This is a genomic window from Kineosporia corallincola, from assembly GCF_018499875.1.
Taxonomy (GTDB): domain Bacteria; phylum Actinomycetota; class Actinomycetes; order Actinomycetales; family Kineosporiaceae; genus Kineosporia; species Kineosporia corallincola.
Window position 1 is genome coordinate 1 of record NZ_JAHBAY010000024.1, and the last position, 24,788, is coordinate 24,788.

Annotated in this window: 22 protein-coding genes and 1 pseudogene; 18 read left to right on the plus strand and 5 right to left on the minus strand. The window is 64.3% G+C overall.

All coding sequences use genetic code 11. The features are described 5' to 3' along the window. Nucleotides 1-212 precede the first annotated feature (212 nt). The gene (locus tag KIH74_RS38215) at nucleotides 213-1,631 is read right to left on the minus strand and encodes a transposase (protein ID WP_281431634.1); all 1,419 of its coding nucleotides are present in this window, start codon (nucleotides 1,629-1,631) and stop codon (nucleotides 213-215) included. Between the two features lie 897 nt (nucleotides 1,632-2,528). Here KIH74_RS38215 and KIH74_RS34595 point away from each other — a divergent pair. The 14 genes from KIH74_RS34595 (at nucleotide 2,529) to KIH74_RS34660 (ending at nucleotide 15,156) form a co-directional block, all read left to right on the plus strand. Further along, nucleotides 2,529-3,020: a hypothetical protein gene (locus KIH74_RS34595; protein ID WP_214160669.1), complete on the plus strand. Its 492-nt coding sequence runs from the start codon at nucleotides 2,529-2,531 to the stop codon at nucleotides 3,018-3,020. A 25-nt stretch (nucleotides 3,021-3,045) separates the two neighbouring features. Next, complete coding sequence (locus KIH74_RS34600; RefSeq protein WP_214160670.1) at nucleotides 3,046-3,540, plus strand: hypothetical protein; 495 nt, start codon at nucleotides 3,046-3,048, stop codon at nucleotides 3,538-3,540. A 209-nt stretch (nucleotides 3,541-3,749) separates the two neighbouring features. Then, on the plus strand, nucleotides 3,750-4,364 hold the full coding sequence (locus KIH74_RS34605) for a DUF2589 domain-containing protein (RefSeq protein WP_214160671.1): 615 nt from the start codon (nucleotides 3,750-3,752) through the stop codon (nucleotides 4,362-4,364). Nucleotides 4,365-4,478: 114 nt separating this feature from the next. Further along, entirely contained in the window at nucleotides 4,479-5,201 is a 723-nt protein-coding gene (locus KIH74_RS34610) for a hypothetical protein (RefSeq protein WP_214160672.1), read from the plus strand. Between the two features lie 15 nt (nucleotides 5,202-5,216). Continuing rightward, a complete protein-coding gene (locus KIH74_RS34615; protein ID WP_214160673.1) occupies nucleotides 5,217-5,831 on the plus strand; it encodes a hypothetical protein in 615 nt (204 codons plus the stop codon). A gap of 21 nt (nucleotides 5,832-5,852) precedes the next feature. Next, nucleotides 5,853-6,584, plus strand: a complete 732-nt coding sequence (locus tag KIH74_RS34620; protein WP_214160674.1) for a CHAP domain-containing protein — start codon at nucleotides 5,853-5,855, stop codon at nucleotides 6,582-6,584. A gap of 17 nt (nucleotides 6,585-6,601) precedes the next feature. After that, on the plus strand, nucleotides 6,602-7,135 hold the full coding sequence (locus tag KIH74_RS34625) for a hypothetical protein (protein ID WP_214160675.1): 534 nt from the start codon (nucleotides 6,602-6,604) through the stop codon (nucleotides 7,133-7,135). Between the two features lie 106 nt (nucleotides 7,136-7,241). Continuing rightward, a complete protein-coding gene (locus KIH74_RS34630; RefSeq protein WP_214160676.1) occupies nucleotides 7,242-7,688 on the plus strand; it encodes a hypothetical protein in 447 nt (148 codons plus the stop codon). A 108-nt stretch (nucleotides 7,689-7,796) separates the two neighbouring features. Next, nucleotides 7,797-8,168, plus strand: a complete 372-nt coding sequence (locus KIH74_RS34635) for a hypothetical protein (protein ID WP_214160677.1) — start codon at nucleotides 7,797-7,799, stop codon at nucleotides 8,166-8,168. A gap of 106 nt (nucleotides 8,169-8,274) precedes the next feature. Further along, nucleotides 8,275-9,042, plus strand: a complete 768-nt coding sequence (locus KIH74_RS34640; RefSeq protein WP_214160678.1) for a glycoside hydrolase family 25 protein — start codon at nucleotides 8,275-8,277, stop codon at nucleotides 9,040-9,042. 1,279 nt (nucleotides 9,043-10,321) lie between these two features. After that, the gene (locus KIH74_RS34645; RefSeq protein ID WP_214160679.1) at nucleotides 10,322-10,738 is read left to right on the plus strand and encodes a single-stranded DNA-binding protein; all 417 of its coding nucleotides are present in this window, start codon (nucleotides 10,322-10,324) and stop codon (nucleotides 10,736-10,738) included. Between the two features lie 107 nt (nucleotides 10,739-10,845). Next, nucleotides 10,846-11,607 (plus strand): hypothetical protein, encoded by a 762-nt coding sequence (locus tag KIH74_RS34650; RefSeq protein WP_214160680.1) that lies wholly within the window; start codon nucleotides 10,846-10,848, stop codon nucleotides 11,605-11,607. Between the two features lie 153 nt (nucleotides 11,608-11,760). Continuing rightward, complete coding sequence (locus KIH74_RS34655; RefSeq protein WP_214160681.1) at nucleotides 11,761-13,287, plus strand: ISL3 family transposase; 1,527 nt, start codon at nucleotides 11,761-11,763, stop codon at nucleotides 13,285-13,287. Between the two features lie 489 nt (nucleotides 13,288-13,776). Further along, on the plus strand, nucleotides 13,777-15,156 hold the full coding sequence (locus KIH74_RS34660; protein WP_214160682.1) for an NsdA family TPR-like regulatory protein: 1,380 nt from the start codon (nucleotides 13,777-13,779) through the stop codon (nucleotides 15,154-15,156). Between the two features lie 150 nt (nucleotides 15,157-15,306). Here the strand turns inward: KIH74_RS34660 and KIH74_RS34665 are convergent, their stop codons facing one another. After that, the gene (locus KIH74_RS34665) at nucleotides 15,307-19,878 is read right to left on the minus strand and encodes a tetratricopeptide repeat protein (protein ID WP_214160683.1); all 4,572 of its coding nucleotides are present in this window, start codon (nucleotides 19,876-19,878) and stop codon (nucleotides 15,307-15,309) included. Between the two features lie 138 nt (nucleotides 19,879-20,016). Continuing rightward, nucleotides 20,017-20,811, minus strand: coding sequence for a transposase family protein (locus KIH74_RS34670; RefSeq protein ID WP_214160684.1), 795 nt, complete (start codon nucleotides 20,809-20,811; stop codon nucleotides 20,017-20,019). 276 nt (nucleotides 20,812-21,087) lie between these two features. Between KIH74_RS34670 and KIH74_RS39420 the strand changes: the two are divergent. Together KIH74_RS39420 and KIH74_RS34675 are read left to right on the plus strand one after the other, a co-directional pair. Then, a pseudogene (locus KIH74_RS39420) lies at nucleotides 21,088-21,219 on the plus strand (transposase family protein); the annotation flags it as partial. Nucleotides 21,220-21,351: 132 nt separating this feature from the next. Then, nucleotides 21,352-21,900: an HD domain-containing protein gene (locus tag KIH74_RS34675; RefSeq protein ID WP_214160726.1), complete on the plus strand. Its 549-nt coding sequence runs from the start codon at nucleotides 21,352-21,354 to the stop codon at nucleotides 21,898-21,900. A gap of 4 nt (nucleotides 21,901-21,904) precedes the next feature. Here KIH74_RS34675 and KIH74_RS34680 read toward each other — a convergent pair whose 3' ends face one another. Then, a complete protein-coding gene (locus tag KIH74_RS34680; protein ID WP_214160685.1) occupies nucleotides 21,905-22,372 on the minus strand; it encodes an NUDIX hydrolase in 468 nt (155 codons plus the stop codon). A gap of 10 nt (nucleotides 22,373-22,382) precedes the next feature. After that, a complete protein-coding gene (locus tag KIH74_RS34685; RefSeq protein WP_308114084.1) occupies nucleotides 22,383-23,132 on the minus strand; it encodes a DUF5919 domain-containing protein in 750 nt (249 codons plus the stop codon). Between the two features lie 96 nt (nucleotides 23,133-23,228). Here KIH74_RS34685 and KIH74_RS34690 point away from each other — a divergent pair, with 96 nt between their 5' ends. Further along, on the plus strand, nucleotides 23,229-23,918 hold the full coding sequence (locus tag KIH74_RS34690; RefSeq protein ID WP_214160687.1) for an HAD family hydrolase: 690 nt from the start codon (nucleotides 23,229-23,231) through the stop codon (nucleotides 23,916-23,918). Between the two features lie 404 nt (nucleotides 23,919-24,322). Then, the gene (locus tag KIH74_RS34695) at nucleotides 24,323-24,757 is read left to right on the plus strand and encodes an NUDIX hydrolase (RefSeq protein WP_214160688.1); all 435 of its coding nucleotides are present in this window, start codon (nucleotides 24,323-24,325) and stop codon (nucleotides 24,755-24,757) included. Nucleotides 24,758-24,788 lie beyond the last annotated feature (31 nt).

Sequence of the window (24,788 nt, forward strand, 5' to 3'; positions counted from 1 at the left end):
CGCTGTACGGGGTGCTCTCGGCGGTGGCGGGTGCCCAGCCGGCGGGCGCCGGGTGCAGTGGCGCTCAGCCGACCGGCGGGGCCACCGATCACGGTCTACAGCTGACGCTCACCGCCCTGCCACCGTTGCGCCTTCGCCCCAGACCGCCTGGTCTCGACAACGATCTTCTGCCGGTGCCAGCGCGGTGTGACCCGCAAACCGGCTCTTCGAAGTTAACCGGGGTTGAGGCATCCGCGGGCTTGGCGGGTGGTTGCGCAGCGTGTTCGTAGGCGTTGGTTGTCGGGGTTGCGGTAGCCGTAGGCGTTGCGGGCGTCGAGTTTGACGACGCGGTTGTAGCCTTCGCTGGCGGCGTTGGAAAGTCCGGTGGTGATGGCGGTTTCGATGTGGGGCCACCAGGTGTTGATGGTGGTGGCCAGGCGGGTCAGTTCCGGGATTCCGGCGTCGGCGCACCAGGTGTAGAAGCGTCGCAGGCGTTGGCCGATCAGGGTCCGGTCGGGGACTGCGCGGGCGGTGCCGGCGGGGACGGTGAGAGCCAGGACCTGGCGCAGGAGGTCTTTGGCGATCCAGGTTTTCAGGATCGTCAGGCCGTCGGCCCCGAGGTCGATGAGGGTGTTCCAGATCTTGGCGAAAGCCTTGGGCGAGAGTGATTCCCGGTTGCGGTTGAGCAGGTTGCGCAGGTCCCATTCGGGGTCGTTCTGACGGCCGCGGCGTCCGCGGCTGGTCATCGTGACGCGCCGGCGCACGTCGGTGAGGGCATCGGTGGCGAGTTTCACGACGTGGAAGCGGTCCACGACGATCCTCGCCTCGGGCAGGTAGCGGCGGATCGCGTTGAGGAAGATGGTGCACATGTCGATCGTGACGAACTGGATCCGGTGGCGCCAGGCCGGGGTCTGGGAGGCCAGCCAGTAGGCCACGTCGTCGCCGGTGCGGCCCTCGACCTGGGCCAGCATCCCGGCCCCGCCGGCGATGTCGGTGAAGCCCACGTGCCAGCGATCAGCGATCGTTCGTGGACGTGAGCATTCAGGATCTGCTCTGAGGGTCGATCCCGTCACCGGTGGTGGCTCAGGCGAAACAGCCCCATTCGTCGATGTTCCCGACCTGTCCTCGGTCACCAGCGCGCCGACCGATGCTACCGCGACAGCCGGACGCCAGCGCGGGCGTCCACGCCGTACCTCGTCGATCCCGAGCACGGTCACTGCCGCCGCCTCGCCGTCCAGGAGCCCCGCCGCGCCGGCCTCGACCCGAACGGCGTTCATCACCGTGGGCCAGGACACCCCGACCTCACGGCCGGCCGCCGAGACACTCGCGCAGACCCCGTCCACCACCAGGTCACCGGCCCGGGCCCTCAACCGCTCGGTGAGCCGGGACCGATGCCCGATCGAGGGCAACGATTCCGTGAAAGAAACCACCGAACAGCCGTTCTCGACGCAGACCCAACGCCGTTTGCGCCACCGCAGGCCCAGGCGCTGCACTCCGAGCCTCACATCCCTCGGCCGGGTGAACACCCAGCCCTTCACCCGCCGCGAGATCACCGCGCACCCGGGACAGGCCGCTGCCAGCTCCTGCGCATCGCTCGAGGTCACCACCTCCACCAACCTCGATCCGTCCGCACCCCGCGTCACCGCAACCATCGTAAGACCCTCCAGCCCCAGCAGTCTCGAGGCATCCCCGGCCTCGTCCCCACGAAATGTCGTATCCTCGTTCAAGCCCGTAGTCGTGTCGTCGTAGTTTGTCTGGAAACAACCACGATCGATCCACGACTACGGGTCCTCACCCGGACACACCGGAACCCGCCCTGCACTACACGGCGTCAACCTGCCGCGCCACCAGCACCCCGGTTAACTTCGAAGAGCCCGCAAACCGGCCGGTGACCCGCACGGTTGCACTTGGCGTCGTCGGCCAGCGCCGGGAACGTGCCCAGGCCGCTGAAGGTAGCGCCAGCCAAGACCAGGAGGACCAGCGCAGCGCCAGTGCATCTGGACGGGTGGGCCAGCCCGGCCTGCGAGAGCGGTGCGTAGAGCGGCGTCCAGCTGAGGGGCAGGGCCAGGGAGTCGAGCGGTTCGCTGGTGCCGTCCGGATCGACCCACACCCGCTTGCCAAGTGCCAGACCCGTGCAGCCGCCCCGGCCATGCAGAAGACGATCTGCGTGGCGTCGGTGCTCTCGGGCTGCAGGTCGCCGTTGAAGGCCAGGGCCTCCACTACGCGCCGCGTCGCTGAGGTGACCAGCCCCTGCCGAGCCGGGTTGTCCTACGGGCCGACCAGGCAGACCCGCAGGTCAAAGGGACGCCCGAGGCGGTTGAACACCTGCCCGACGTCACTTGCCGGGTGATCCTGGCCGACTTCGGGGTCACCTCGATGGCCCAGTCGTGACTGGCCCCGGCTCGCGCCGCGGCCGAACGCGATCTGCTCGTCCCGTTTCAGTGCCGGCGCCTTACAACCGAAAACGTAGCCACCTCGCCCGGACGAAGTCCGGGCGAGGTTTGTACGACCTTTCCAAATCCCTATCACCCTACGGCGGTGCAACTTTCATGTTCATATCTCCCGAGTTCATCCTGAAACACGTACGCCCTTACGACGCCGAGGCGTACGACCTGATCAGCTACGACCCGGACTGGCCGCTGCTGAACTGGCTGCGGGCCCGGCGGGTTCCGGAGGTCTCGATCAGCTTGGCCTTCGACACCTGGCGGATGGTTTCCGGCCTGGAGTACACGGCGCAGACCAGACCGTTGTTTCTGGCCGCCGCCCGAGTGCTCGCCCAGTCCCGCTGGGAGGAGCTGTACGCCGGCTCCCGCTCCACCGTGCTCTTCCTGACCGCGCCGCTCCTGCATCAGCTGAGCTACTTCAGCCACCGCAACCCCGGCCAGGCCTTCGACTTCCGTCCGTACCAGGATATCCCCCTGGCCCTGACCATCGATTTCAGCAACGGCCGGGCCGAAACCCAGCAAGACGTCGCCGGGGCCGCCCTGGCCGCCGACAGCGCCGGTTTCTGCAGCACCTTCACCCGGCTTCTGCCCAAGTAATACATTTCTCACCAAGGAGTTTGTCATGGGATTCACTCCCGCTTTCCTGATCAAGCACGTCCGCCCCTACGACCCGGCCGCCTACACCTTGATCTGCGAAGACGACCGGCCGGAATCGCTGCCTAACTGGCTCCTGGATCAGAAGGTGCCGGCGGCCGCCATCGACCAGTCGTTCCAGTTCTGGAACACCCTGGCGAACACCGTCTACGGGCCGGGCACCTGGAACAGGTTCCTGAACTCGGCCCAGTTGATCTCCGAGGCTCGCTGGTCGAGCCTGGGCCGCACCGGTGGCTCCACCATCCTGTTCCTGAACGCGGCCCAGGTGGCCGAGCTCAGCTGGGCCGGCCAGCAGAACGCCGGTCAGAACCTGGACATCCATCTGACCACGCCAGTCGCGCTGGCGATCACCGTGGACTACGACACCAGGACAGCCGTTCCTCAGACCAACGTTCCCGGCCTCCGGCTCAGGACGAACGAGGACGGACACTTCTTCCACTTCGGAGGCCTGCTGCTCGACTGATCCGGCCCGCACCACCAGATCCCCAGAAGGACGCGGCCCCGGCCGCGTCCTTCTGCTCGTTTGTCACCTCACAGCCGCTGTCAAGACATCTTGACAATCAGCGCCCACGAATTCATCTTTTCGCCGCCCGGCTCGATGAATCTGCTGTCAATCACCTTACGGATCGCCGGCCGCGGCCGTCCGGTCCTCAATTTCAGGAGACAGAAAAAATGCCCGACATTCCCGCCGAGCTCAATTCCCTCGACTTCGGCACCCTCATCGGCGGCCCGCTCATGGCCGTGGTCCAGGCCCAGTCGGTGGCGGCCAAGAACACCGTCGACTTTATCAACTCGGTCGGCTTCACCTCGACTACGGATACCAGCAATAACCCGATCACCGTCCCCCGGACGACCACGTTCACGTTCGAGCGACCGGTGCACATCCCGGACCCCAACCCCGCCAACACCCCTCAGGGTGGCACCGCGCCGGTCATCAGTACCACCGAGAAGGTCACGCTTTCGGTGCCGTTCCTGACCATGGTGCCGATCCCGTACATCCGGATCGAGGAGACCACGGTCGACTTCAACGCCAAGATCACCTCGCTGCAGGCCAGCACCTCCTCCAACCAGACGAACATGTCGGCCAACCTGAACGCGAAGTTCGGCTGGGGACCGGTCTCGGCCTCGCTGAACGCCAGCGTCAGCAACCAGTCGCAGTCCTCGTCGCAGGACCGCACGACGCGCACCTACTCCATGGCGGTGCACGTGCGGGCGGTGCAGGCCGAGGTGCCGGGCGGCACCGAACGCATCCTCAACCTGCTGGAGGAGAGCATCACCGCCAAGTGACGCCGGACCGCGAGCGCCGGCGCGCCTGACAACTGGCTGAACGGGCTGGGCATGTCCGCAGTCCGGATATGCCCAGCCCCACCCAGCCCAGATCCGAAACCACTTGGAGATTCGATGGACGACCCCCTGAACCCCGAACAACCCGCCCCGCCGGAGGACACCCACCGCTTCGAAGACGTTCTGGCGGCCACGGTCTCGAGCCTGGTGCGAGCGCGTCACCTGGCCGACCTGGAATCCATGGCCATCGCCGAGCAATACCGCGACCACCCTCTGCTGAGGAACTTCAGCGTGCCCCGGATGCGGGTGCCGGAGATGCGGGTCGATCTCCCGGTCCTGGTCGACACCGTGACCCACGAACGCCAGATCACCGGGACGGACATCGACCGGATCACGGACGGGGCGGCCCAGCACCTCCAGACCTCCCTGACCGACCCGGTCCCCGAAAACGCCGTCGGTCAAGCCACTTCGGCCCTGGGGCGGTTACTGCGGCAGCACCACGGAAAGGCTGGGCTGTCCGAGACCGAGTGCCACGACCTGGCCCACCGGGCCCGGGCGGTAGTGGCCGAGGCCCTGGCGAGCGTCGCGGACACGGGTGCGGCCGGCACCGGCCCGCAGCCGGCGGTGGACGCGGTGCACCGGTTCGTCCATGACGAGCTGCTGTCCCGCGCCCGGCGAAGCCCCCGGCTCGCCGTCCGGCCCAGAACCACTGCGGTGAAGGAGGAGTCGAACCCGGCCTCGGTCTCCCGGCTGCAACTGGTCATCCGGGAGGAGGGCCTGGAGTGGAACACCACGATGGCCCCCGACGGCAGCACCCAGACCAACCTCATCCACGAATAGGAACAGGAACCCACCATGCGCATGCTTCTGCGCGAGCGAATCGTCAGCCACATCCTGGACCACCCGCAGCGTGACCTCACCGACCCGGCCGGCGACCTGGCCTTCGTCCCCGCGACGTTGGGCTGGCTGGACCAGGTGGCCGACACCCTGCACCAGCTCCGGCAACCGCTCTCCGGCCTGGTCCGCAGCCAGATCACCCTGGTCTCCTCCAGCGCCGCGGCTACGTCGGCCGTGTCCCGCTCGGCCGCTCGTAAGGCCCAGACCGACCGGGCGGTGCGAGCCGTCACCGAGGTGCAGGCCCACCTGGTGGCCCTGGCCCAGAAGCTCGACGAGGAACTCCAGGACTGGACCCAGCGTCTGGCACAACTGCTCACCGTGGTCGTCGCGAACGGCGTCTGCCCGCTGCCGGAGGACCCGTCCGAGGAGAATTGCCGCCGGCTGTGGCGCGACCTCGCCCGGGTCGAGGAAGTGCAGACCGTCCACGCCTACCTGAGCACCGTGGTCCCTCGCGTGGACCTGCTCCAGATTCTTCATGATCTCCTGAAAAATCTTCTGGGTTGGGGAACCTGGGGTCGCTCCCAGCCCGGTTCGGCCGGGACGATCGCGGCCTCGCCGGCCGCATCCCGCTAGCCATCGACGAGAGGACACATCATGCTTTCCCAGAAGGAGCTGGCCAAACTTGCCGAGCACCAGCTCGGCGTGCAGGAGAACCCCCTGGGTTCCAATCATGTCGTCCTGAGGAACGGCGACAACCTGTGGCCGTCCATCGGACTCGGCTGGGCCGACGGCTCCGCCACGAAGACCGGTCAGGCCTGGTGCGGAGCCTTCAACTACTGGCTGGACTGCCACGCCGGGGCCCGGCCCCCGTACTCGGCCCTGACCGCAGTCAGCTGTCACAACCTGGAGGCCTGGGCCCGAAAACACCACTACTGGAGCCAGGACCCGCAGGTCGGGGACATCGTGATCTTCAGCAACGGCCGGCATCAGGGGCGGGTCGTCGATGTCGCCCAGTGGGACCGCGGACGGGGCCACGTCACCACGATCGAGGGCAACTGGGCCAACAAGGTCGTGAAGATGCAGCGCCCCCGGCACGCCCCGGAGAGCATCGACGGCTTCGTCCGGCGCGGGTACCCGGCCACCGCGACCGGGGAAGCCCCCGCCATCCCGGACCGGGCCCGGCACCGCACCCCCTCGGTCCGCCCGGTTCGGCCGGTCAGGCCCTCCCGGGCCGAGCGCTCCGCTGATCCCGCGGTCCGGGCCCGGCGCTCCCTGATCGCCTTCCTCACCGCCCTGGCCGCCTGCGCCGGGGGCTCACAGGCCGCCGGGGACCACTCCCTCGCCTCGATCCTCGACAACCCGGCCTTCCTCGGCCTCTTCACCTGACCCGATTGCGAGCAACCATGTCCACCGCCCTGATCCAGCATCTGACCGGCGTTCTGGTGTTCTCCGCCGTCTGCCCGCTCCTGGTCGAGCTGTTCACCCACGCCGAGGCCGGGCACCACACCAAGATCGCGGCTAACACCTCCCTGGCGGGCGTCTTCTCGGCCCTGCAGACCGCCCGCGGGGAGAACGCCACCCTGGACGGCCTGATCGGAATGTTCTTGCTGTGCGTCACCTTCAGCCAGGGATTTCGTTCTCTGCTCACGCAACTCGAGATCCCCCCGGCCCTGGGCCGGCTCTTCCCGTACGGGCTGGGCGCACCCCAGCCGGTCGACCTCGGCAACGACAACGACCCGGACCTCACGGCCGCTGCGCGCTCCAGCGTTCCGGATTCCCGGCCCCGGGTGAGAGCCGTCGGCCCAAGAACGAACAGCCCTTCTCGCGCGGCCACGCCCGGCCCTGAGAACCGTAGCACCCAGACCGCGCAAGAACACCCGGATGATTGCCCATGGTGTGCCCCGCCCGCATCACCAGAAAATTTACCCGGCCACTGACGCGCCCCGGTTCCGCCATCACGGTCCCCCGGCAAACTTTGATCTTTTCCTCTGGGCCGGCCTTCGCGTGAGCAGCCCGAGGGGCCCATGATTCGCAGGGGGACACATGGGAGAGGAACCGGTCTGGCGATATCTTTCGCCCGAGACCTTCGGCTGGGAATTGATCCCGGGCATTCGGGGGAAACTCCGCAGGCTCATGCGGTCGGAAGTGACGGGTGAGATCCCTGACGACCGTCAGATCCTGGCCTGGCTGCGGGCGGCGCAGAACTCGAGCGAGGCGATGAGCGTCGAACTCCTCCTCCTCGTGGCTGAGGCCCACCATCGCGGCGCTACCTGGGATTCCATTGCCCGGGCCCTCTCCTGCTCCCGCCAGAACGCTCATGGACGCTTCCATTCCAAGGTGTACGCCGCGACGGTGCACGACACCGCCGGCCTAGACCTGACCCGGGCCCAACAGTACGTGCACCACCTGTCCCGCCGCCCCGGCGGTCTGGCCCCGACCCAGCTGGCCGAGTTTCGGCGGCACTTCGGTGAGCCACCTCCGGCGGTCTGAACCATTCACAGATCTCGACCGGCAACCGTCCGGCCGATCCCGGACCCAGGCGGCGCACCAGCCGTCCGGAGCACCCGGGAAATCACCAGAAGAATCATTGGAGAAAACATGTCGACGAACACCAATTCCGGCGACCCGATCGTGGTCCAGTTCGCGTTCTACGGACTCGGCTCGCAAACGGAGGACGTCACGGCCGTGGTGAACGAACTGCTCACCACGGGGCCACAGGTGACGATCAACAACACCACCATGAAGACCGACCCGGCCGTCAACGTCTTCAAGGGTTTCTACGCCGAGGTGGATACTCCCGAGGCTGTCCTGCGCTATGTCTGCTCTGAGAACGAGACGGTGGACCTCAGCGCGGCTCCGTTCGCGACAACGCCGAAGTCGCCCACCACCTCGGCCGGGCCCACCGCACCCGACGGCCCGGCCTTCCCGAGCCTCCCGACGTGGCCGACGTGGCCGGGCTCCACCTCCTGAACCACTGAACCCTGGGCCGCGGAGCTCTCACTCCGCGGCCCAGGGCCGGTCTTCCCCCTCATCACCACACCTGCCCCACCCCACCACCGACATCGGAGCATTCGCCATGCCCACCTCGAGAATCACCCGAGCCCACGTCGCGGTCGCCGGCGCCTGCGCCTTCGCGGCCTCGGTCACCACGCTGATGGGATTCGACGTCTCCCACTACCAGACCCCAGCCGCGGCGTCCGGGGCGACTTTCCTGATCGCCAAGGCCTCGGACGGAATCGGCTACCGGGACCCGGAGTACCCCACCTACCGTTCACTGGCTCAGCGACACCGCCTGCCTTTCGGCGCCTACCACTTCCTGAGGGCTGGAAACGTTCAGCGGCAGGCCGAGAACGCCTACGCCGCCATCGGCGCCGAGGTTCCGCTGGTCGTGGACGCCGAACTCGGCGGCAAGCCCTCGTTCAATGACCTCACATCCTTCGTGAAGAAGTACCGGAAGCTGGGCGGCACCGCGACCCTTCTGTACCTGCCCCGCAGCTACTGGGAAGACCTGGGGCGTCCCAACCTGGAACATCTCGGGATCTCGCTGTACAACGCCCGGTACCTCTCCCGGAAAGGCGACTACCCCGGGAACGACAGTGTCGCCTGGCAACCGTATGGGGGCATGAAGGTGGAACTGCTCCAGTACAGCGATGGCAACGGCAAGCTGGACCACGACGCCTTCCAGGGAACCCGAAAGCGACTGTGCGAGTTGCTGTTCTGCTGGGACTCCGGGGCACACTCGGCTTTTCCGCCAAGTCCCCTTCCGGCTCCCTCGGTCAAGCCCCGCAAGCACAAGAAGCCCGACCCCGCGCATTCCACCAGCTCTGGGTGCGGCCCGGCCTGAGTCGCGACTCGCCCTTCGATGGCAGCCGCACCCCGCCGTCGACCCCTAGCATCGCTCCTCTACATGCGTAGAGACGACGAGGAGGACGGCGTGGCGAGGCGGGACCACCTGCAAAGAGCCGTGCTCGAGGCGCTCTCTCGGTCGTCCCCAAGCGAAGATGCCCCACCTGCACCTTCGCGCCGTGTTCAGGTCGTCCGCGAGGTTGGCGATCAAAGCTGAATCGGGACTGCCGTAGCAGTACAAGGTGATCCTAGGACCCGACCTCCTCGCCAGAGTCGGGACCACCATCCACGCGCCGTCCTCGCCGGCGTCACCACGAGCCGTTGTGTCGGGCATAACGTGCTCATCCTGCCGCCCACGGCCTGCGGGTCTTGCAGCCAGCGGGCGTCCTTGTCGAACGGCAGGACCCGACCGGTGCCCGCGACGGACAGTACGTCCGCGATCAGACGGACCGGATCCTCGTGCGGGTGGATCGGGCCCAGCGTCGGCACGAAGGCCACCCCGTGCGGGGCACTGAACCAGGACGGGCAGATCACGTCACTCGACGCGGCCAGGCGGGGAGATTTGCGGGTGCCCATCGGAACCCAGCATTGCATCCGCGCACTGCCCCGGAATGCCCGACGCCGGCCGCGACCGTCGGGCCCACCCCGGGCCAGCAAATGACGCCGCACCAGGTTCCCAGACGGTCACCAGCACGAGACGCGTTGGGAGAAGCCGACGCACGCAGAATCGCAATCCCCCGGACTGGCGCCGGTCACCGCGCCGATGCTCCTGCAGCTGACGCGCACCGCCCCTACTGCCGGTGCATTTTCATCCCAAGCCGCCTGGTCTGAACAGTGGCCTTATACCGGTGCCATCGGCGTGAACCGTAGAACCGGCCGGTGACCCGCCCAGTGGGCACCTGGCGTCGCCCGCGACGAAAAGTGAAGGACAGTGGCTGGTTGCGCCCTGGCTCGCGTGGCGGTGGCAGGTGGTGGTTGTCCTATCTGGCGTTGGGTGTTCCTGGTGGGTGTTGCTCTCGGTGTCAGCACCAAGTCATGGACCACCCCGCGGGCGTGACCGCGCAAGGGCCGCCCGAACATCCTGGCCGACGGCTCCGCTGCGCTACGCCCTCAATGTCGAGCCAGGATGCCCGGCCTTCCTCCCTTGACGCGCACGCCCTCGGGCAGTCCCACCCGGCACTCGCCACCGCGGCACCACCACCCGGAGCGCACCCCGCGCCCAGACAGGTGCCGCACCCACCAGCGCACCACGCGCGAGCACCAGGGAGACACCGATCATGCTGTTCAACTTCGTCATCGAGGGAAACATCGCCCAGGCCCCCGAACTGCGCTTCACCGACTCCGGCGTCGCGGTCTGCAACCTGCGCCTGATGTACAACGGCCGCTACCGCAACAACGCCGGCCAGTGGGTCGACGGGCGCACCGTCGCCATCGACCTGACCTGCTGGCGCCAGCTCGCCGAACGCGCCGCCGAACTCAACAAGGGCGACACCATCATCGCCGAGATCGGCGACGACCTGCGCGCCGAGTCCCGCAACAACTACACCTCCCTGCGCGCGACCGCCCAGAACATCTCGGTCTCCATGCGCTGGCACCCCGCCACCAGCCTGCGCGAACCCCGCCCGCAGGCGCCGGTCCTCACCGAGGTTCCCGCTGACGGCGGCTACGCCACCGGCATCCCCCAGCCCGCCTGACCCGACCCCCAGCGCCCGGGGCGGCCCCTCACCGGGGGCCGCCCCGGGCGCACCCCGCCCACATCTACCCTGACCTTTGCCCCATCACTTCCAGGAGCACGCCCCTCATGCCGGTCACCGCGCGGTTCGCGCTCAAGAACATCGCCCCCGACAACGCCCTGTCCATCTGGGGCGCCCGCCTCAACGTCGACCGCACCGGTTACGTCGACCTGCCACCGGACCGCTACGGCTCCGACAACGGTCCCTACAGTGCCGCCCTGACCAACCTGATCAACTGGCGGTACCCGATCGACGAGATGCGCCACAGCGTCCGCCATCTGCTGACCGACGGCAGCCTCAGCCCGGCCGAGTCCCGCGACGTCATCCTCTACCTCGATGAGCAGCTCGCCGTGCACGCGGACTCACGGGCCTCCCACGGCTACGTCTACATCACCGCCTGGCTCACCCAGGCCCGCACCACCCTCATCCTGGACCCGGGGACCCTCACCCCGGCCGAGCTTGCCACCGAAACCCTGCGCAACATCAAGGCCTACCCCACCATCGCATCCCTGATGGCCGCCCGGCCCGACCTGGCCCAGGGGTTCCAGCGTCTGTCCACGACCCGGGAACTCACGTCCCGGTCCTGGGAGCGGTGGCCCCGGGAAGCAGCCGGCCTGGTCTTCCAGGAGAGCACCGACACCACCACCCCCGTCCTGCCGGTCGATGCGACCAAGACCCACCACGGCAGCACCGGTTACGGCGTGCGGTGCATGGAGTACCAGCTGCCCATCTTCACCTCACCCACCTCCCGATCCCTGGCCCTGAACCAGCGCAGCGACTGGAACATCGACTGCCCCTGGTGTGTCAACGGCCAAGCGTTAGGGTTCTGATCCGATTGTTGTGAATTGCTCACAGAACGTGGTTTGATCCGGAAGGATCTTGGTCCGTGTGACTGTGAGGTGCTGTCTCCTCTTCCTGGCCGGGTCGAGTCCGTCGTCGTCGAACACGTACGCGCGGATGGGCCGGGGGTGAGGATCTCTGCGATGTCGACGGCGGTGGAGGCATGCTGCCCGGCCTGCGGGACAGTGTCCCGGCAGCGGCATGGCCAGTACCGTCGCGCGCTCAACGATGTGACCGTGTCCGGTCGCCGGACGGTGATTGACCTGGTGGTTCGTCGGTTCCGGTGTGCTCAGGACGGTTGCCGGCAGCGGACGTTCTCCGAGCAGATTGCCGGTCTGACAGAGCGATTCGCCCGCCGCACACCTCGGCTGCGGCAGGTCCTGGAGCGGCTGATGCTGGTCGCGGCCGGGCGTCCCGCGGCCCGGCTGACCCAGGCGCTGGCGTTCCCGGTGAGCGCGAACACGCTGCTGCGGTTGCTGCGCCGTCGGCCGACGCCGCAGCGGGCCAGGGCGCCGCGGGTGCTGGGAGTGGACGACTTCGCCCTGCGCAAGGGACACGTGTACGGGACGATCTTGCTGGACATGGAAACCGGGGAACGGGTGGACGTGTTGCCCGACCGCACCGCCAAGACCCTGACGGCCTGGCTACGCGCTCATCCCGGCGCCGAGATCGTTTGTCGCGACCGTGGTGGCGCCTACGCCGAGGCCGTGCGGACCGCCGCTCCGAACGCCGTTCAGGTCGCCGACCGGTTCCATGTCTGGCGCAACCTGTGTGACGCCGTCGAGAAGTGCGTCGTGCTGCACCGCGACTGCCTGCCGGTGCCTGCTGACGAGCTCACCGGGGGCCCGGCGCCAAAGCCTGCGTCGCTCTCCGCGCCAGCCGAACATGTTCTCGAAAAACGGGTTTCCGCTGAATGGGACAGTGTGCGGGCCAGCACCCGGCGCCAGCGGCATGCCGAAGTCCACGGCCTGCGAGAGAAGGGCGTGGGTATCAGCGCGATCGCCGAGGCTCTTGGCCTGGACCGCAAGACCGTGCGCCGCTACGCCCACGCCGCCACCCCCGAGGACATGGTTTCTGACCGGGCCGGACAGCGCAGTTCCCGGATCGACCCGTTCCTGCCCTACCTGCACGATCGGTGGAACGCCGGCTGCACCGACGGCGCCCGGCTGTTCGCCGAGATCCGCGACCGCGGCTACACCGGCAGCCAGCGCACCCTGCGCCGGCACCTGCAGGCCGTGCGTGCCAGCGGAAAACCCGCCCCCACCATCAAAAAACAGCTCAGCGTCCGCCGGGCCACTATCCTGCTCACCAGCCACCCCACCCACCTGGACGAGAACGCCGCCCTCCGCCGGAAAGGGTTGCTGGGCCGCTGCCCGGAACTGGACACCGTGGCCGCCTGCGTCGCCGCGTTCGCCACCATGATGGCCGACCTCGACGGCCACCGACTGCCTGCTTGGCTCGACCAGGCCCACGCCACCGGCCTCCAACCCCTCAGGAGCCTGGTCAACGGCATCCGCCAAGACCTGGCCGCCGTCACGGCCGGGCTGACCCTGCACTGGAACTCCGGACGAGTCGAAGGAAACGTCAACCGCATTAAACGAATCAAGCGAGACGGCTACGGACGCGCCTCCTTCGATCTCCTGCGCCACCAGATCCTGCACGCCGACTGACCGCCCCCACACGACCCGTGACCGGATCACAAAAAGTGGATCAGAACCGCTTGGCATGGCCGCCGTCAGCAGCACAGGCACGAGCACGCTTCCCCTTCTCGTGGCGATAGGCAGAGATCGATGACCGACCACCAAGATGACGAAAATCGTGCAACTAAGCCGCGATATGGCTACCTACGGGGTCCCTGACCTGCTGATGCCCTGCTGCTGGGCTGTGATGCCGGACCCGCTGCAGAGGTCCAGACCTCTTGGATGGCCATCGGTTCATGACAACCCACGGCGGGCCGCTACTGGAAGATGCGCCGGTGGTGCATCAGGTGCCTTCGGTGAAAATCTCCGGCGCCGGTGTGTGGCCACCGAAATGGTGTACGTACACCACCTCGCTGTAGCTGGGGCCTGCCCGGTAGAGCATCACGCTGCTACCGTCGCCAGGGCAGGAAACACCTCTGGCAACGTTCTGAGCGCCCGGGGCGCAGTGCGGAGATGTCGGTGGCCGAGGACGGTAGCGCCGAACGCGACGGCGAGCAGGTAGTACCACTGCTTCGTGTGCTGCGGGAGCTGGGCTGGAGCCGTGAGCAGCTGATCGCTCGTGTCAATCTCCAGCGCCAGCGTCGGGGCACGGACCCGCTGCATGCCAAGACGGCATATCCCTGGACCAACGGCACACGCCCTCACGCCAGCACCGCCAACGACGTCCTGGCCGTGCTGAGCCGTCACACCGGCCGTCCGGTCACCCTTGAAGACCTGGGATGGGACGCATCCCGGCCTCGGTCCAGTCGAAGAGCGCAGCCGCTGGATGATCCCTACCGGGCCCACGCCATCGACCTGATCCGTGCCACGCAAGGAGAAATCCCGATGGACCGTCGTTCTTTCACCCTCCTCAGCGGTGCAGCCGTCACCGGCGTGGCGCTGGACCTGCTGATCACCGGATCGCCCGCGATGGCCGCCGCAGCCCACGGCGATCGAGTCTCACCACAGTTACTCGAGGTCATCGAATCGACAGTCCGTACGACCCGTGAACTGGACGACGCCCAGGGCAGTACCTCGGCGCTGTCCTGGGCTGGGGGAACCTGGCAAAACCTCGGGCGGGTCCTGACCGGCAGCAGTTACTCCGGCAACACCCAGATCCGGCTCCAGACGGCCTACCTCGAGATGACGGAGCAGTACGGCTGGATGCTGTTCGACGCTTCCCATCACCCTCAGGCACAGCGAGTCTTCCAGACCGGCCTACGCCTGGGCGGCGAAGCGCAGGACGCCCGCCCGGTACGCCAGGCCACCGCCAATCTGCTGGCCTCGACGGCATATCAGGCCACCTGGCTCGGCCAGTACACCGAGGCCGCGACACTGCTCCAAGTCGCCGAGCACAAGGCCCTCGCCGATATGACCCCCGGCCTGAAAGCCATTCTGGGCAGCAGGAAAATGTCCCTGGCCGGCGCGAATGCCGATGGCCAGGCCCTGCCCCGGCTGGAGGAACAGATCCGCACCTGCCTCTCCAGCCCCGGAGCGGACGAGCCCTGGTGGACCCTGTGGCAGACACCCGACATGGTTGATCAGCAAACCGGACGCGCCTGGCTGGCGGCCGGCGACCACGAAACTGCCACCCCCTACCTGGAACGCAGCAACCAGCACACCGCAACACCGTTCGCCCGCGAGCGCATGCTGCGAGCCACCGAGCTGGCCGACGCCCTGACCAAGACCGGTGACGTCACCGGGGCCGTCTCAGCAGCCACCACGGCCCTGACCCTCTCCGCAGATGTCGGCTCGCCCCGGATCAGGAACCAACTCACCGCCGTGACCGACACTCTCGTGCGCCGTTACCCCACCCACGCCAGCATCGCGGACCTGGTGGAACAGTTTCCCGACCATTAAATCGCACCTACCACGACGCTTGGCAGAGGCCACAGCAGCCCTTCAGGTCGCCTCCGTCCAAGGCAGGAAAGCACCACCCCTTGCAACTGTGGTGATGTGCATCGCCCGCCAGCTGGCCATGGAATTTTCATCGCAAACGACAGACAATATTCAGGGTTTTAGCAAGCGGATGGGAACCTGTCCAGCGACGACTTCGCCTCGTTCAATCGCTGCAACCAAGTTGGCTGGATCATCACTTACGAGTCCGGAGAGCCCTCGGCCCACAAGCATATCGATGGTTCCTTTTCGTAGGGCAAGTCTCCAGTGGTCGTAGAAATCTAAATGGGTGGAGAAAATTATATTTGAACCATTTTTGAGACGGAAATTTGCCCCGGTCAACGTGGCACTCAGAGCAGTATCAGAAAGTTTGCTACTATGCGCAAGCCGTGACATATAGGATTCTCCTTCAATGAACCCGTGCGACCTGAAAAGATCCAGAATTGGATCCGATATGCATCCTTCAGAATTGATACTCCATCCTCCGTGACAGTCAATTACCAGTGCTGCTCGACCTGGACGGAAGTAGCAGCATTCAACATCGAACAATGTTTTTCTGAAATAAACTTCCTTGGTGTGCAGAACACTGGATGAAGCGCAAGCCAGATGAGCGAGCTGAAAGAATGTTTGCCCTGGCGCCTTCTCACTGGTGAGAGCCATCAGGTTTGACGAATCCTCGGGTGGAATAATTAAGGAGCACGCGAAGCAGGTCTGGCGTGATGTGCGTAGACGATCAATCATACGTTGCTGTTCAGATTTTTTCACCAAGCTCAGAACTTCTATTTTTGTCCGGATCATTGAATCCTGCAAGGAAACTTCCACGTCCTCGCCATATAGCAGTTCATACAGTGCGTCGGCGAGAGGTCGGGGAATCCCGACCGTCGCTCTTTGTAGGTGCGTTTTCAGTCCTTGGGTTTGATCAGTCAGCTCATCCGCGCGCACCTGCGCGGACAAAGCTCTTGCTGCCGAGGTCCAGTCTTCAAACCCTGAAAACAAGGCAACAGCTGATGCGGCGGCCTTTGATGATCTTTCGGGAGCCCAGGACAAGGTGGATCGTGCTTCATTCAGCCCGGCCGTGGCGGCCAATTTTTGGTTGCCTTGCTGGGTAGCTATTTCTCTGGCACAAGCAAAGTGGGAAGCAGCTGCGACCTCGTCCCCCTTATCCATCAAGATTGCTCCCAGAGAATTATTCAACGATGCTTCAAGTCCGGAGATTTTGAGTTTTTCACAAAACCCTAAGAGACGACGGATTTCTTGTTCAGCTTTCTCCGTATCATCCATATACTGATACATCGAGGCGCGATTTGCCATGACTCGGAGCATGATCTGTAGCTGACCTAGCTCTTGAGCCTGATTAAACGCTGCTTCGTAGTCTCGGATGGCATCATCGTATTTCTCCTGACGGCGCAGGATGTTTGCGCGCATTGCGAGGGATTGCACGTGTTCTAACGGGGACCGTGATTCTCTGGCTCTCTTGATCGAATCATCTATGGCCTTCACCGCCTCGTTGAGAAGATTTCTTTCTAGATACACACGTGCAAGTACCCGGAGAGTGAAAGCTCGCGTCTGGTCCGAGAGATACTGAGGATCTTGCAGAAGCAAGCGTTCCAAGATTTTTCCTGCTTGAACAGCTTCTCCTGAGTTCACCAAAGCTTCGGCGTGGCTGGATCGGCAGTGGCTGAGCGTATCGCTGGGGCCTAGTTGAGTGAGTATGTCCGATGCCTTAGCGAAAGTTTCCGCAGCTTGCCTCATGCGTCCGCGTAGGAATAGATGTCGGCCTCTGGCCTGTTCAACACTTGCCACCAAGACGAAGTTTCCGGTTTGAGCAGCAATCGAGACAGCGTCGGAGTGTAGGGCTTCAACTAGCTCTTCGTGTCCAATTTCGGAATATATATCGGCGAGGCTATTCATTGACATGACAGCTTGAGGGGCGTTCCCAACCTGTATGGCAAGATCCACCGATTCAGAAAGACTAGCAATAGCCTCGGGATGCCGAGGGGAATTTCGAAGTGCCCGACCGTACAAGTAGAGAGCTTGAACTAGGGAGCCAACTAAATTTGTTTCTCGGAACTTCTCGATTGCTTCATAATACGAAAGAATCGCGCGTGTCGGCGTAGGGTCAAGGCGTTCCTGGATTTTTCCGAGAGCGAGCACGAGTTCAGCCTCGCCATTGCGGTGGCCACGTTTTCGGACCTGCGCGAGAGCCGCAAGGATCTGTTCCTCGGATAGCGAGTCAGCAATTCCGGACATCCATCGTGCACTTGCCGCTTCCGGATGCGGCGCCGTATTAGCCAAGTGTTTTTCACTGAGGCGCGCAGCGTTGCGGAGATAGCGTTTTCCCGCCCTGAGATGTCCCGATACTACATAGGCCTCGCCGATGAGGTGCAGGGCTTGGGCAATTTCGTCGTTAGTTCCTAATTCCCGCAAAATGCCCAGTGACGGGCGAACTACATCGATGGCGGCTGATGACTGGCCGGCCTGCAATAAGAGGCGGCCAAGTGCTAAGCGTGTCAGAGCAAGGATCTGATAGTCGTCTGATTCGAGCGCTGCCTGGTGCGCCTGCCGGTAAAGGTCCAGGGCTGCATTCGTCCGCCCAAGCCGCTGTGATGCCTGGGCAAGATTGAAGAGTGCTGCCGTCATCCAGGAAGCATTATTTGTTGCTTGGGCACCAGCGTGCACTTGCTCGTACATGATCTGCATATCTCGCCAGTGGCCACGAAGGACAAGAAAGGATGTCAACGGCCCTACGAGATCAATTGAATCATTCCATAGTTCAAGACGAGAGGCCTCCACAATAATATGTAACGCGCCTTGCCGATCGGCCTCCATTTCTGAAATTTCGAAGGTCCTTCCTGGGTCCTCGCTAGTTGCGAATACCCGAGCATATGATAAACACGTTTGTTTCACCATGTGGAGACGAGTATTTGCATCATACTGTGCGAACGCTTGCGTCCGGGCGAACGAGTAGATTAAATCGTGGAGGCGAAATCGCTGGTCGTCGATCTGTTCGATGAGGTTACTCTCGCACAGGTCAAAAAGTTCGCCCTCTAGATCAGACGGAGAACTCTTGCGCAATATTTCATGGATATTGAGCTGCAGTGCCGCGCTCAGTACCGTTACGGATATGGGGGCACTGGGAAGAACGCCCATAGTAACCAGAATTTCACGCTGGATTTCGGGCAAGGATTGAAAGCTGTCATTAATGATTGCAGTCATAGAACGTTGGCCAACTTTGAGAGCTGTCATCGTTAAGATGGGATCAGCTAAAATTTGGAAGTACCGTTCTACATTCATTTTCGGCTGCCGAGCCAATCGAGCAGCCGCGATGGCGATGGCCAGAGGAGAGCCGCTGCACGCCTCCCCCAACTTCAGACGGTCAGCAGCTGTCAACTGGTCACCGACAACGGTTGCAACCAGAGCGGCGGCATCAGCAGCAGGCAGAGGGAGAAGTTCGAGTACGATCGGAGACAAGTCAAGTAGTCCGCTGAGGCGTGATCGGCTAGTGCAAACGAGGTCTACATCCAGTCCAAGATGGACGAACTCCCGTAAGCACTCTTCCTGGCGAACACCATCGAGAAGTACGACTGTCCTACCCGCATGGGTCAGACGCGAGAGTTCGGCTGTCCGTTCCAGTGGCGGGCCTTCGATAGGCCTGTCAGGTGGGACCAGAACCGCGAGGAGCGAGTCAACAATATCCTGGCCAGTTCGAAAGTCCTCCGCCTGTAATACCGTTGCCCTTACTTCCGGGAGGTCTGCAATTGGGGCAAGCGCGTGACGCGCCAGACTTGTTTTTCCGATTCCGGGCTCACCAGTTATCAGCACCAAAGCTGGTTGACCGGTATTAGTGGAACGAGAAACCAGTGATTCGCGAAGAACTCGCGCTTCATTCTCGCGCCCAATGAAGTTTTGCGGAGCGTAGAGGGTGGGGCTGGACGGGCGGTCAGATCTCCATCCCGCAGGCTGTACTTGGGACCGCAGGAGGTCACGTGCTTGCTCCATTGAGATGGTTCGGCGGTCTTGCTCCGCGGTGGCCAGACGATCCCTTACCGTCTTGGTGAAACCAGCTAGCCAGATCGTCCGCTCATCAGGAGTAGGTGGACGATCTGTCGAGGCATGCACAATGCGGGCCAGAAGAGCTGTGTAACGCGATTCTGCGGCCCGTCCGTCCATCCCCCACGACTCGAGCACCGCTGCGAGTTCCCGAACCGCCTTATCTGATATATGTGCGCGGTGCGGCAATCCAGTCGTCATTGAGAAAACGGCAAGGAAGTCTGAGGTTTCTTCAAGCGTAATTTCGAGGGATTGCGCCACTCGCTGTATTTCAGAGTTCATGTCACTAGCAGATGGATTCTGCAAAAAAAACCGCAGCTTTGGGTCCGCACCACCGCTGGTTTCAAAGGTGTATTGGCCTCGGCGTTCCATGCCGACCCAAATCGTGTGCAAATCTTTGAAGATCCTCGTTTTCAGTAGCTCGGCCAAGCTCCAAGGCGGCTGGCTGGGCTCTCGATGTTTGACGGAAACGAACTCAACGTCCCCACCTGGCTCCTTAAGAAGTGCGTAATCGGTACTCCACTCGGTCACCACGGACGTGATGTCACTGTCGCGAAGATTGCGGATGATTCTTAGCGCCACGCACTCGTGCTGATACTCGAACCAGGCCATGGTTTCGGGGCCGGTGTTCCGCATGTCCCGATGTAACGCAGGGTGATGATCCGCTCCGCTCCTAGTCATGGGGTCACCGTAGTGGCCGCCACCGACAAAACGGAGCAGCGCTGAGGTGGGACTGTCGCGTAAACGGCATTGAGCTGATGTCATCCTGTTGAATCAACCTGCCAGGATGAGGGTTTGGATGGCGTTCACCAGGCTGGTGGCGTGGTGGGGGCTGGAGCGGATCTTGCGCAGGACCCGCCAGTTCTTCAGCTGGGAGTTGGCTCGTTCCCCGATGGCCCGGATCCGGGCGTGGGCGGTGTTGGCGGCCTTCTGGCCAGCGGAAAGAGGTTTCATCTTCCGGGTGGCGGGGTCCTGGCGACGGCTGCGCAAGGGGGTCCGGACGTTCTCGGGTGAGCCCTGGTAGGCGGTGTCGGCGAAGGCCATCACCTTGGCCTTGGCCAGTTCGGCCAGGATCTCGTGGTGGCGCGCGGCCTTGATGTCGTGGACGGAGCCGGGAAGGGCGGGTGAGACCCAGATCAGCCGGCCTGCGGGGTCGGTGATGACCTGGACGTTCACGCCATGTGCTTTCCATTTCCCGCTGTAGAACGGGCGATCTCGCTTCGAGGCCATCATGACCCGGTCGATCCGCAGCAGGCTGCCGTCCAGGATGACGAAGGCCTTGCCCTGGGCGACCTCGATCGCCTGCTCGAGCGTGGGTGCCATGGCGGCCAGCAGGTCGATGCCTTCGCGCAGATACCGGTAGACGGTACGGATCCCGATGCCGAAGCCGCAGGCCAGATCGGCATACGTCTCGCCCTTACGCAGATGGGCCAAGACCAGCAGAGCTTGCCGGCCGGAGTCCAGGATCCGCCAGCGTGAGCCCATCTCGCGGCGCAGACGACGGATGGCAGCGGACAGCAGATTCAAGGCGCGACTGGACACAGCCATGCCCGACGGGTAGGAAAGCATGTGGAGCCCCTGGCGGTGCGGATGATCTAGACAATCCCCGTCCTACCAGGGGTTTCTTCGCGTCCGGCGCCCGGGGTCAGGCACCAAGATCAGGATGACAAAGGCTCATTGGCGCACGAACGGTGTTCGAACCTGCCGATTTCCAGTGAATCGCGTTCTATGTGATCCTGATCCCGGTATGCTGTTGATCTTGCTGGAGTGCTGTTTCCTGGGGTGGCCGTCGCGGTGGAAGGGGTGCTCGAGGATGGGGACGGGCTGCGGATCCAGTTGTTCTCCATGGTGGTGGACGCACCGTGTCCTTCATCTGGTTCTCTCTCACGCCGGGTTCATGGCTGGTGTCGTCGCCGGTTGAAGGATGTTGCGATCGCAGGCAGAAAGTTGTTGCTGGAGCTACGATCTCGTAGGCTGGCGTGCGTCGAGGTTTCCTGTGTTGGAAGGACCTTCCGGGGAGCAGATCCCTTGTCTGACCCGGCGATGGGCGGTGGATCAGGGTTCAATTGGCCAATCAGCTTACAGGACCATTTTGCAGTGACCACTCCGATGAGTGCCCAGCAACTTGCGGAAAGCCAACTGCTGAATGCCCTTCCTCGTCGCTGGCAGCACTCATTGGGGGTCGCCCAGCGAGCCCGACAACTGGCGCCGCTGGTGCAAGACCAAGCCGAAACCCTCGAGGCGTCCGCGGTCCTCCACGACGTCGGGTACGCCCCGGACCTCGTGGACACCGGGTTCCACCCGCTCGACGGTGCTCGGTTTCTTCGATCAATCGGAGTTGATGAGCTGGTCGTTCGTCTTGTGGGGAACCATTCCTACGCGCTTCTCGAGGCCGAGGAACGCGGCCTGCGTGAGGTGCTCAGTTCCGAGTTTCCTCTCGTCGATCAGCCGCTACTGGTGGACGCGTTGGTGTTCTGCGACATGACCACCACGCCCGACGGCCTGCCGACCAGCTCTGAGGAACGGGTCGGCGAGATCTTGTCCCGCTACGGGCAGGAGAGCATCGTCGGCCGGTTCATCCGCCGGGCCGCTCCGGAGATCCACGCCAGTGTGGAACGAATCCGGACGGCCGCCGCAACCGCGGGCCTCGTGCTCTGAGGCATCACCCGAGGTAGGGGTAGGTGCCTGCCAGGTAGTGGCCGATCTGCTCGTGCATGCTCGGATGAATGTCGAGGTCGGTCAGGTGCTCGGGGTTAACCCAGCGCACGCCGTCGGCCTCGTCGTTGATGGTGGGCTCGCCGCCGATCGGGCGGCCGATGTAGGCGACCTCGAACTGCTGGCGGACTTCGCCGTCGGTGTAGGCCACGATGTGGGACGGGTTGGAGTAGACCCCGAGGAAGCCGGTCACCTCGGCGATGATGCCAGTCTCTTCCTCGCACTCGCGCACCGCGCACTGTGCGGCGCTTTCGCCGATGTCCTGCGCGCCGCCGGGGAGCGCCCATTGGCCGGTGTCGCGGCGTCGCTGCAGGAGGATCTCGCCGACTTCGTTGACGACGAGCAGGTTGCTGGCCGGCACCAGGGAGTTGGCCTTGGGGGCGGTGTTGTCGTAGTAGTACTCGGTCCTGCCCATGGTGGTGCTCCTACTTCTCGGGCGCCCAGGGACGCGTGGTGCTCCAGATGGCGTCGAAGCTCTGCTCGTACCGGTTGAACCATTCGGCATCGGTGCCGTCGGTCCGTCTGAGCTGGAACAGCGGGTTGGCGCTGGCGGGCTGTCCCCAAACATGCGGGTTGACCAGGAGCTGGTCGTCGTACCGGAAGAGCGAGTTGTACAGCGTGGTGTCGTGCAGGTGGACCTCGCAACCGGGGCGACCCACGAGCGTTCGGTAGTACGTCAGCGACGCGCGGATCTTGGCGGCCAGGCTCTCACCGATTCCCTCTTCCTCGCCCCTCAACCGGACAGCCTGGCCTTCCGGATCTCCGAAACACAGCCGGACGCGGGCACCGGCCTCGGCACGTTCTTGCAACATGCGGGCGATGTGCGGGTTGGTCTGGGCGAAGAAGGTGCCGGAGAAGACCAGCACGTCGATGTGCTTCGAGGCCCCTCGCAGCAGCGCCAGCCACAGGTCACGTGGAACGCTGGCGCGGTTGGCGAAGGTCGCCACGATCTCACTCGTCGCAGCGGAAGCTCCTGCCACGTTGTCCGGTGCCTCGGGCCAGAGGTGCTCCTCATCCAGGCCGAGCAGGTGGGCGATGCTCCAGCGGTGCCGTCGTTGGGGCACACGTCCGCTGACCCATCGGCTGGCGGTCTTGGGATCGACTCCGCACTCGGCCGCGACTTCTGCCACGGTCAGCCCCCGTTGCACCAGAGCGGAACGCAATCGCTCGTTCACTCAGCACAGCAAACCGAAGTCTCGTATCGGGCGCAAGAACGCATTTCAGCCACCCTGCACTCGCTGCGCACTGGTGGCGTCCTACGCTGGGGCAGCGTGCCGCTCATCGTGCTCTGGGACATCGACCACACGCTGATCGAGAACAACGGCGTGAGCAAGCAGATCTACGCCGATGCCTTCCGACGGCTGACCGGCCAGCCATCCGCCCACCGGGCGAGGACGGAGGGACGAACGGACAGGCTGATCTGCCGACAGATGTTCCTCGACCACGGTCTCGAGCCTCCGACCTGGGACGTCATCGGGCCCGCCTTGGAAGCTGCTGGGGCAGGTTTGGAAGCAGAACTGGCTCGCAGGGGCGAGGTGCTTCCCGGCGTTCGAGACGTCCTCACCCTCGCGGCGGCGGAGCGGAACTTCGTCTCGTCCGTCCTGACGGGCAACATCGCGGCCAACGCCATGGTGAAGCTTCGTGCCCTTGGGCTGGATCACCTGCTGGATCTGGAGTGCGGGGCCTACGGCGAGCACTCTGAGGATCGCGGAGCACTGGTCGAGGTTGCGAGGAAGCGGGTCCACCAGCAGCACGCCCTGCCGCTGACCACTCCGGTTGTGCTCATCGGAGACACGCCAAGGGACGTTCAGGCCGCGCACGATACCGGGGCGCATGTAGTCGCCGTCGCGACCGGCGTGGACAGCGCCGAAGCGCTCCGGATGGCCGGGGCTCGCATGGTGCTCAGCGACCTTCGCGAGAGCTCCCGTCTGATCGACCACCTGCGCTCGCTTGCCCTCTGAGCGCGTGCGGGGACGTTCCAGGACGTCCCCGAAACGTCCCTTGGCGAGGTTCGTCGTCCCCGTTTTCTAGGGCACTCTCTTTGAGTCGCCGGAGGCCGAATCCCTCCTCGGCCGCCGACGTACAGGAGAGCCCAACTTCGAACGGTGTGATCGTGAGGCCGACCCGTGAGTAGCTCTCTCTGAGCGGCCCTCTGTATATAGGTGGATTTCGAAAGTGACTGCTACTTAAGCAGGTAGAGGTGCTTCAACGAGATGTTCCGGAGTTCGCCCGCTACACGAACTGCAGTGATCGTTAGAGTGGCCTCCGCTCATTCGTGGCGCAGTAGAGCCGCGCCGAGCGTTGACCCGTGATGGCTCAGGATGCGGCCGTCACTCGTTCTCAAGCCACCGCGAGAGGTTCTGGCATGCCTGAAAAGGTTTTCAAGGAAAAGGTCCTCGTCTACGTCGTTCGCGACGGGAAGCTCCTGGTGTTCCGACACACGGACTACAGCTACGAAGAGGTCGGCATCCAGGTGCCGGCCGGCAGCATCCGGCCCGGCGAATCTCCTGAGGCAGCTGCTCTTCGTGAGGCCGCGGAGGAGACCGGGCTTTCGGACTTCAAGATCGTCCGCAAACTCGGTGAGATCGACTACGACATCAGCCCCTACCGCTTCGAGATCCAGCATCGTCACGTCTTCCAACTCGAACTGACGCAGTCGACTCCCGACCGCTGGATGAGCCAGGAGGACCACGACGGCGAGCAGGAGCCCACGCACTTCGAGTGCTTCTGGATTCCGGTGGAAGCCGCTCACATTCTCCAGTCGGGTCAGGGAGCCCTGCTGGGGAACCTTTACGAGTAGGACCAGACCAGCCGTTCATCGCTGCAAGGAG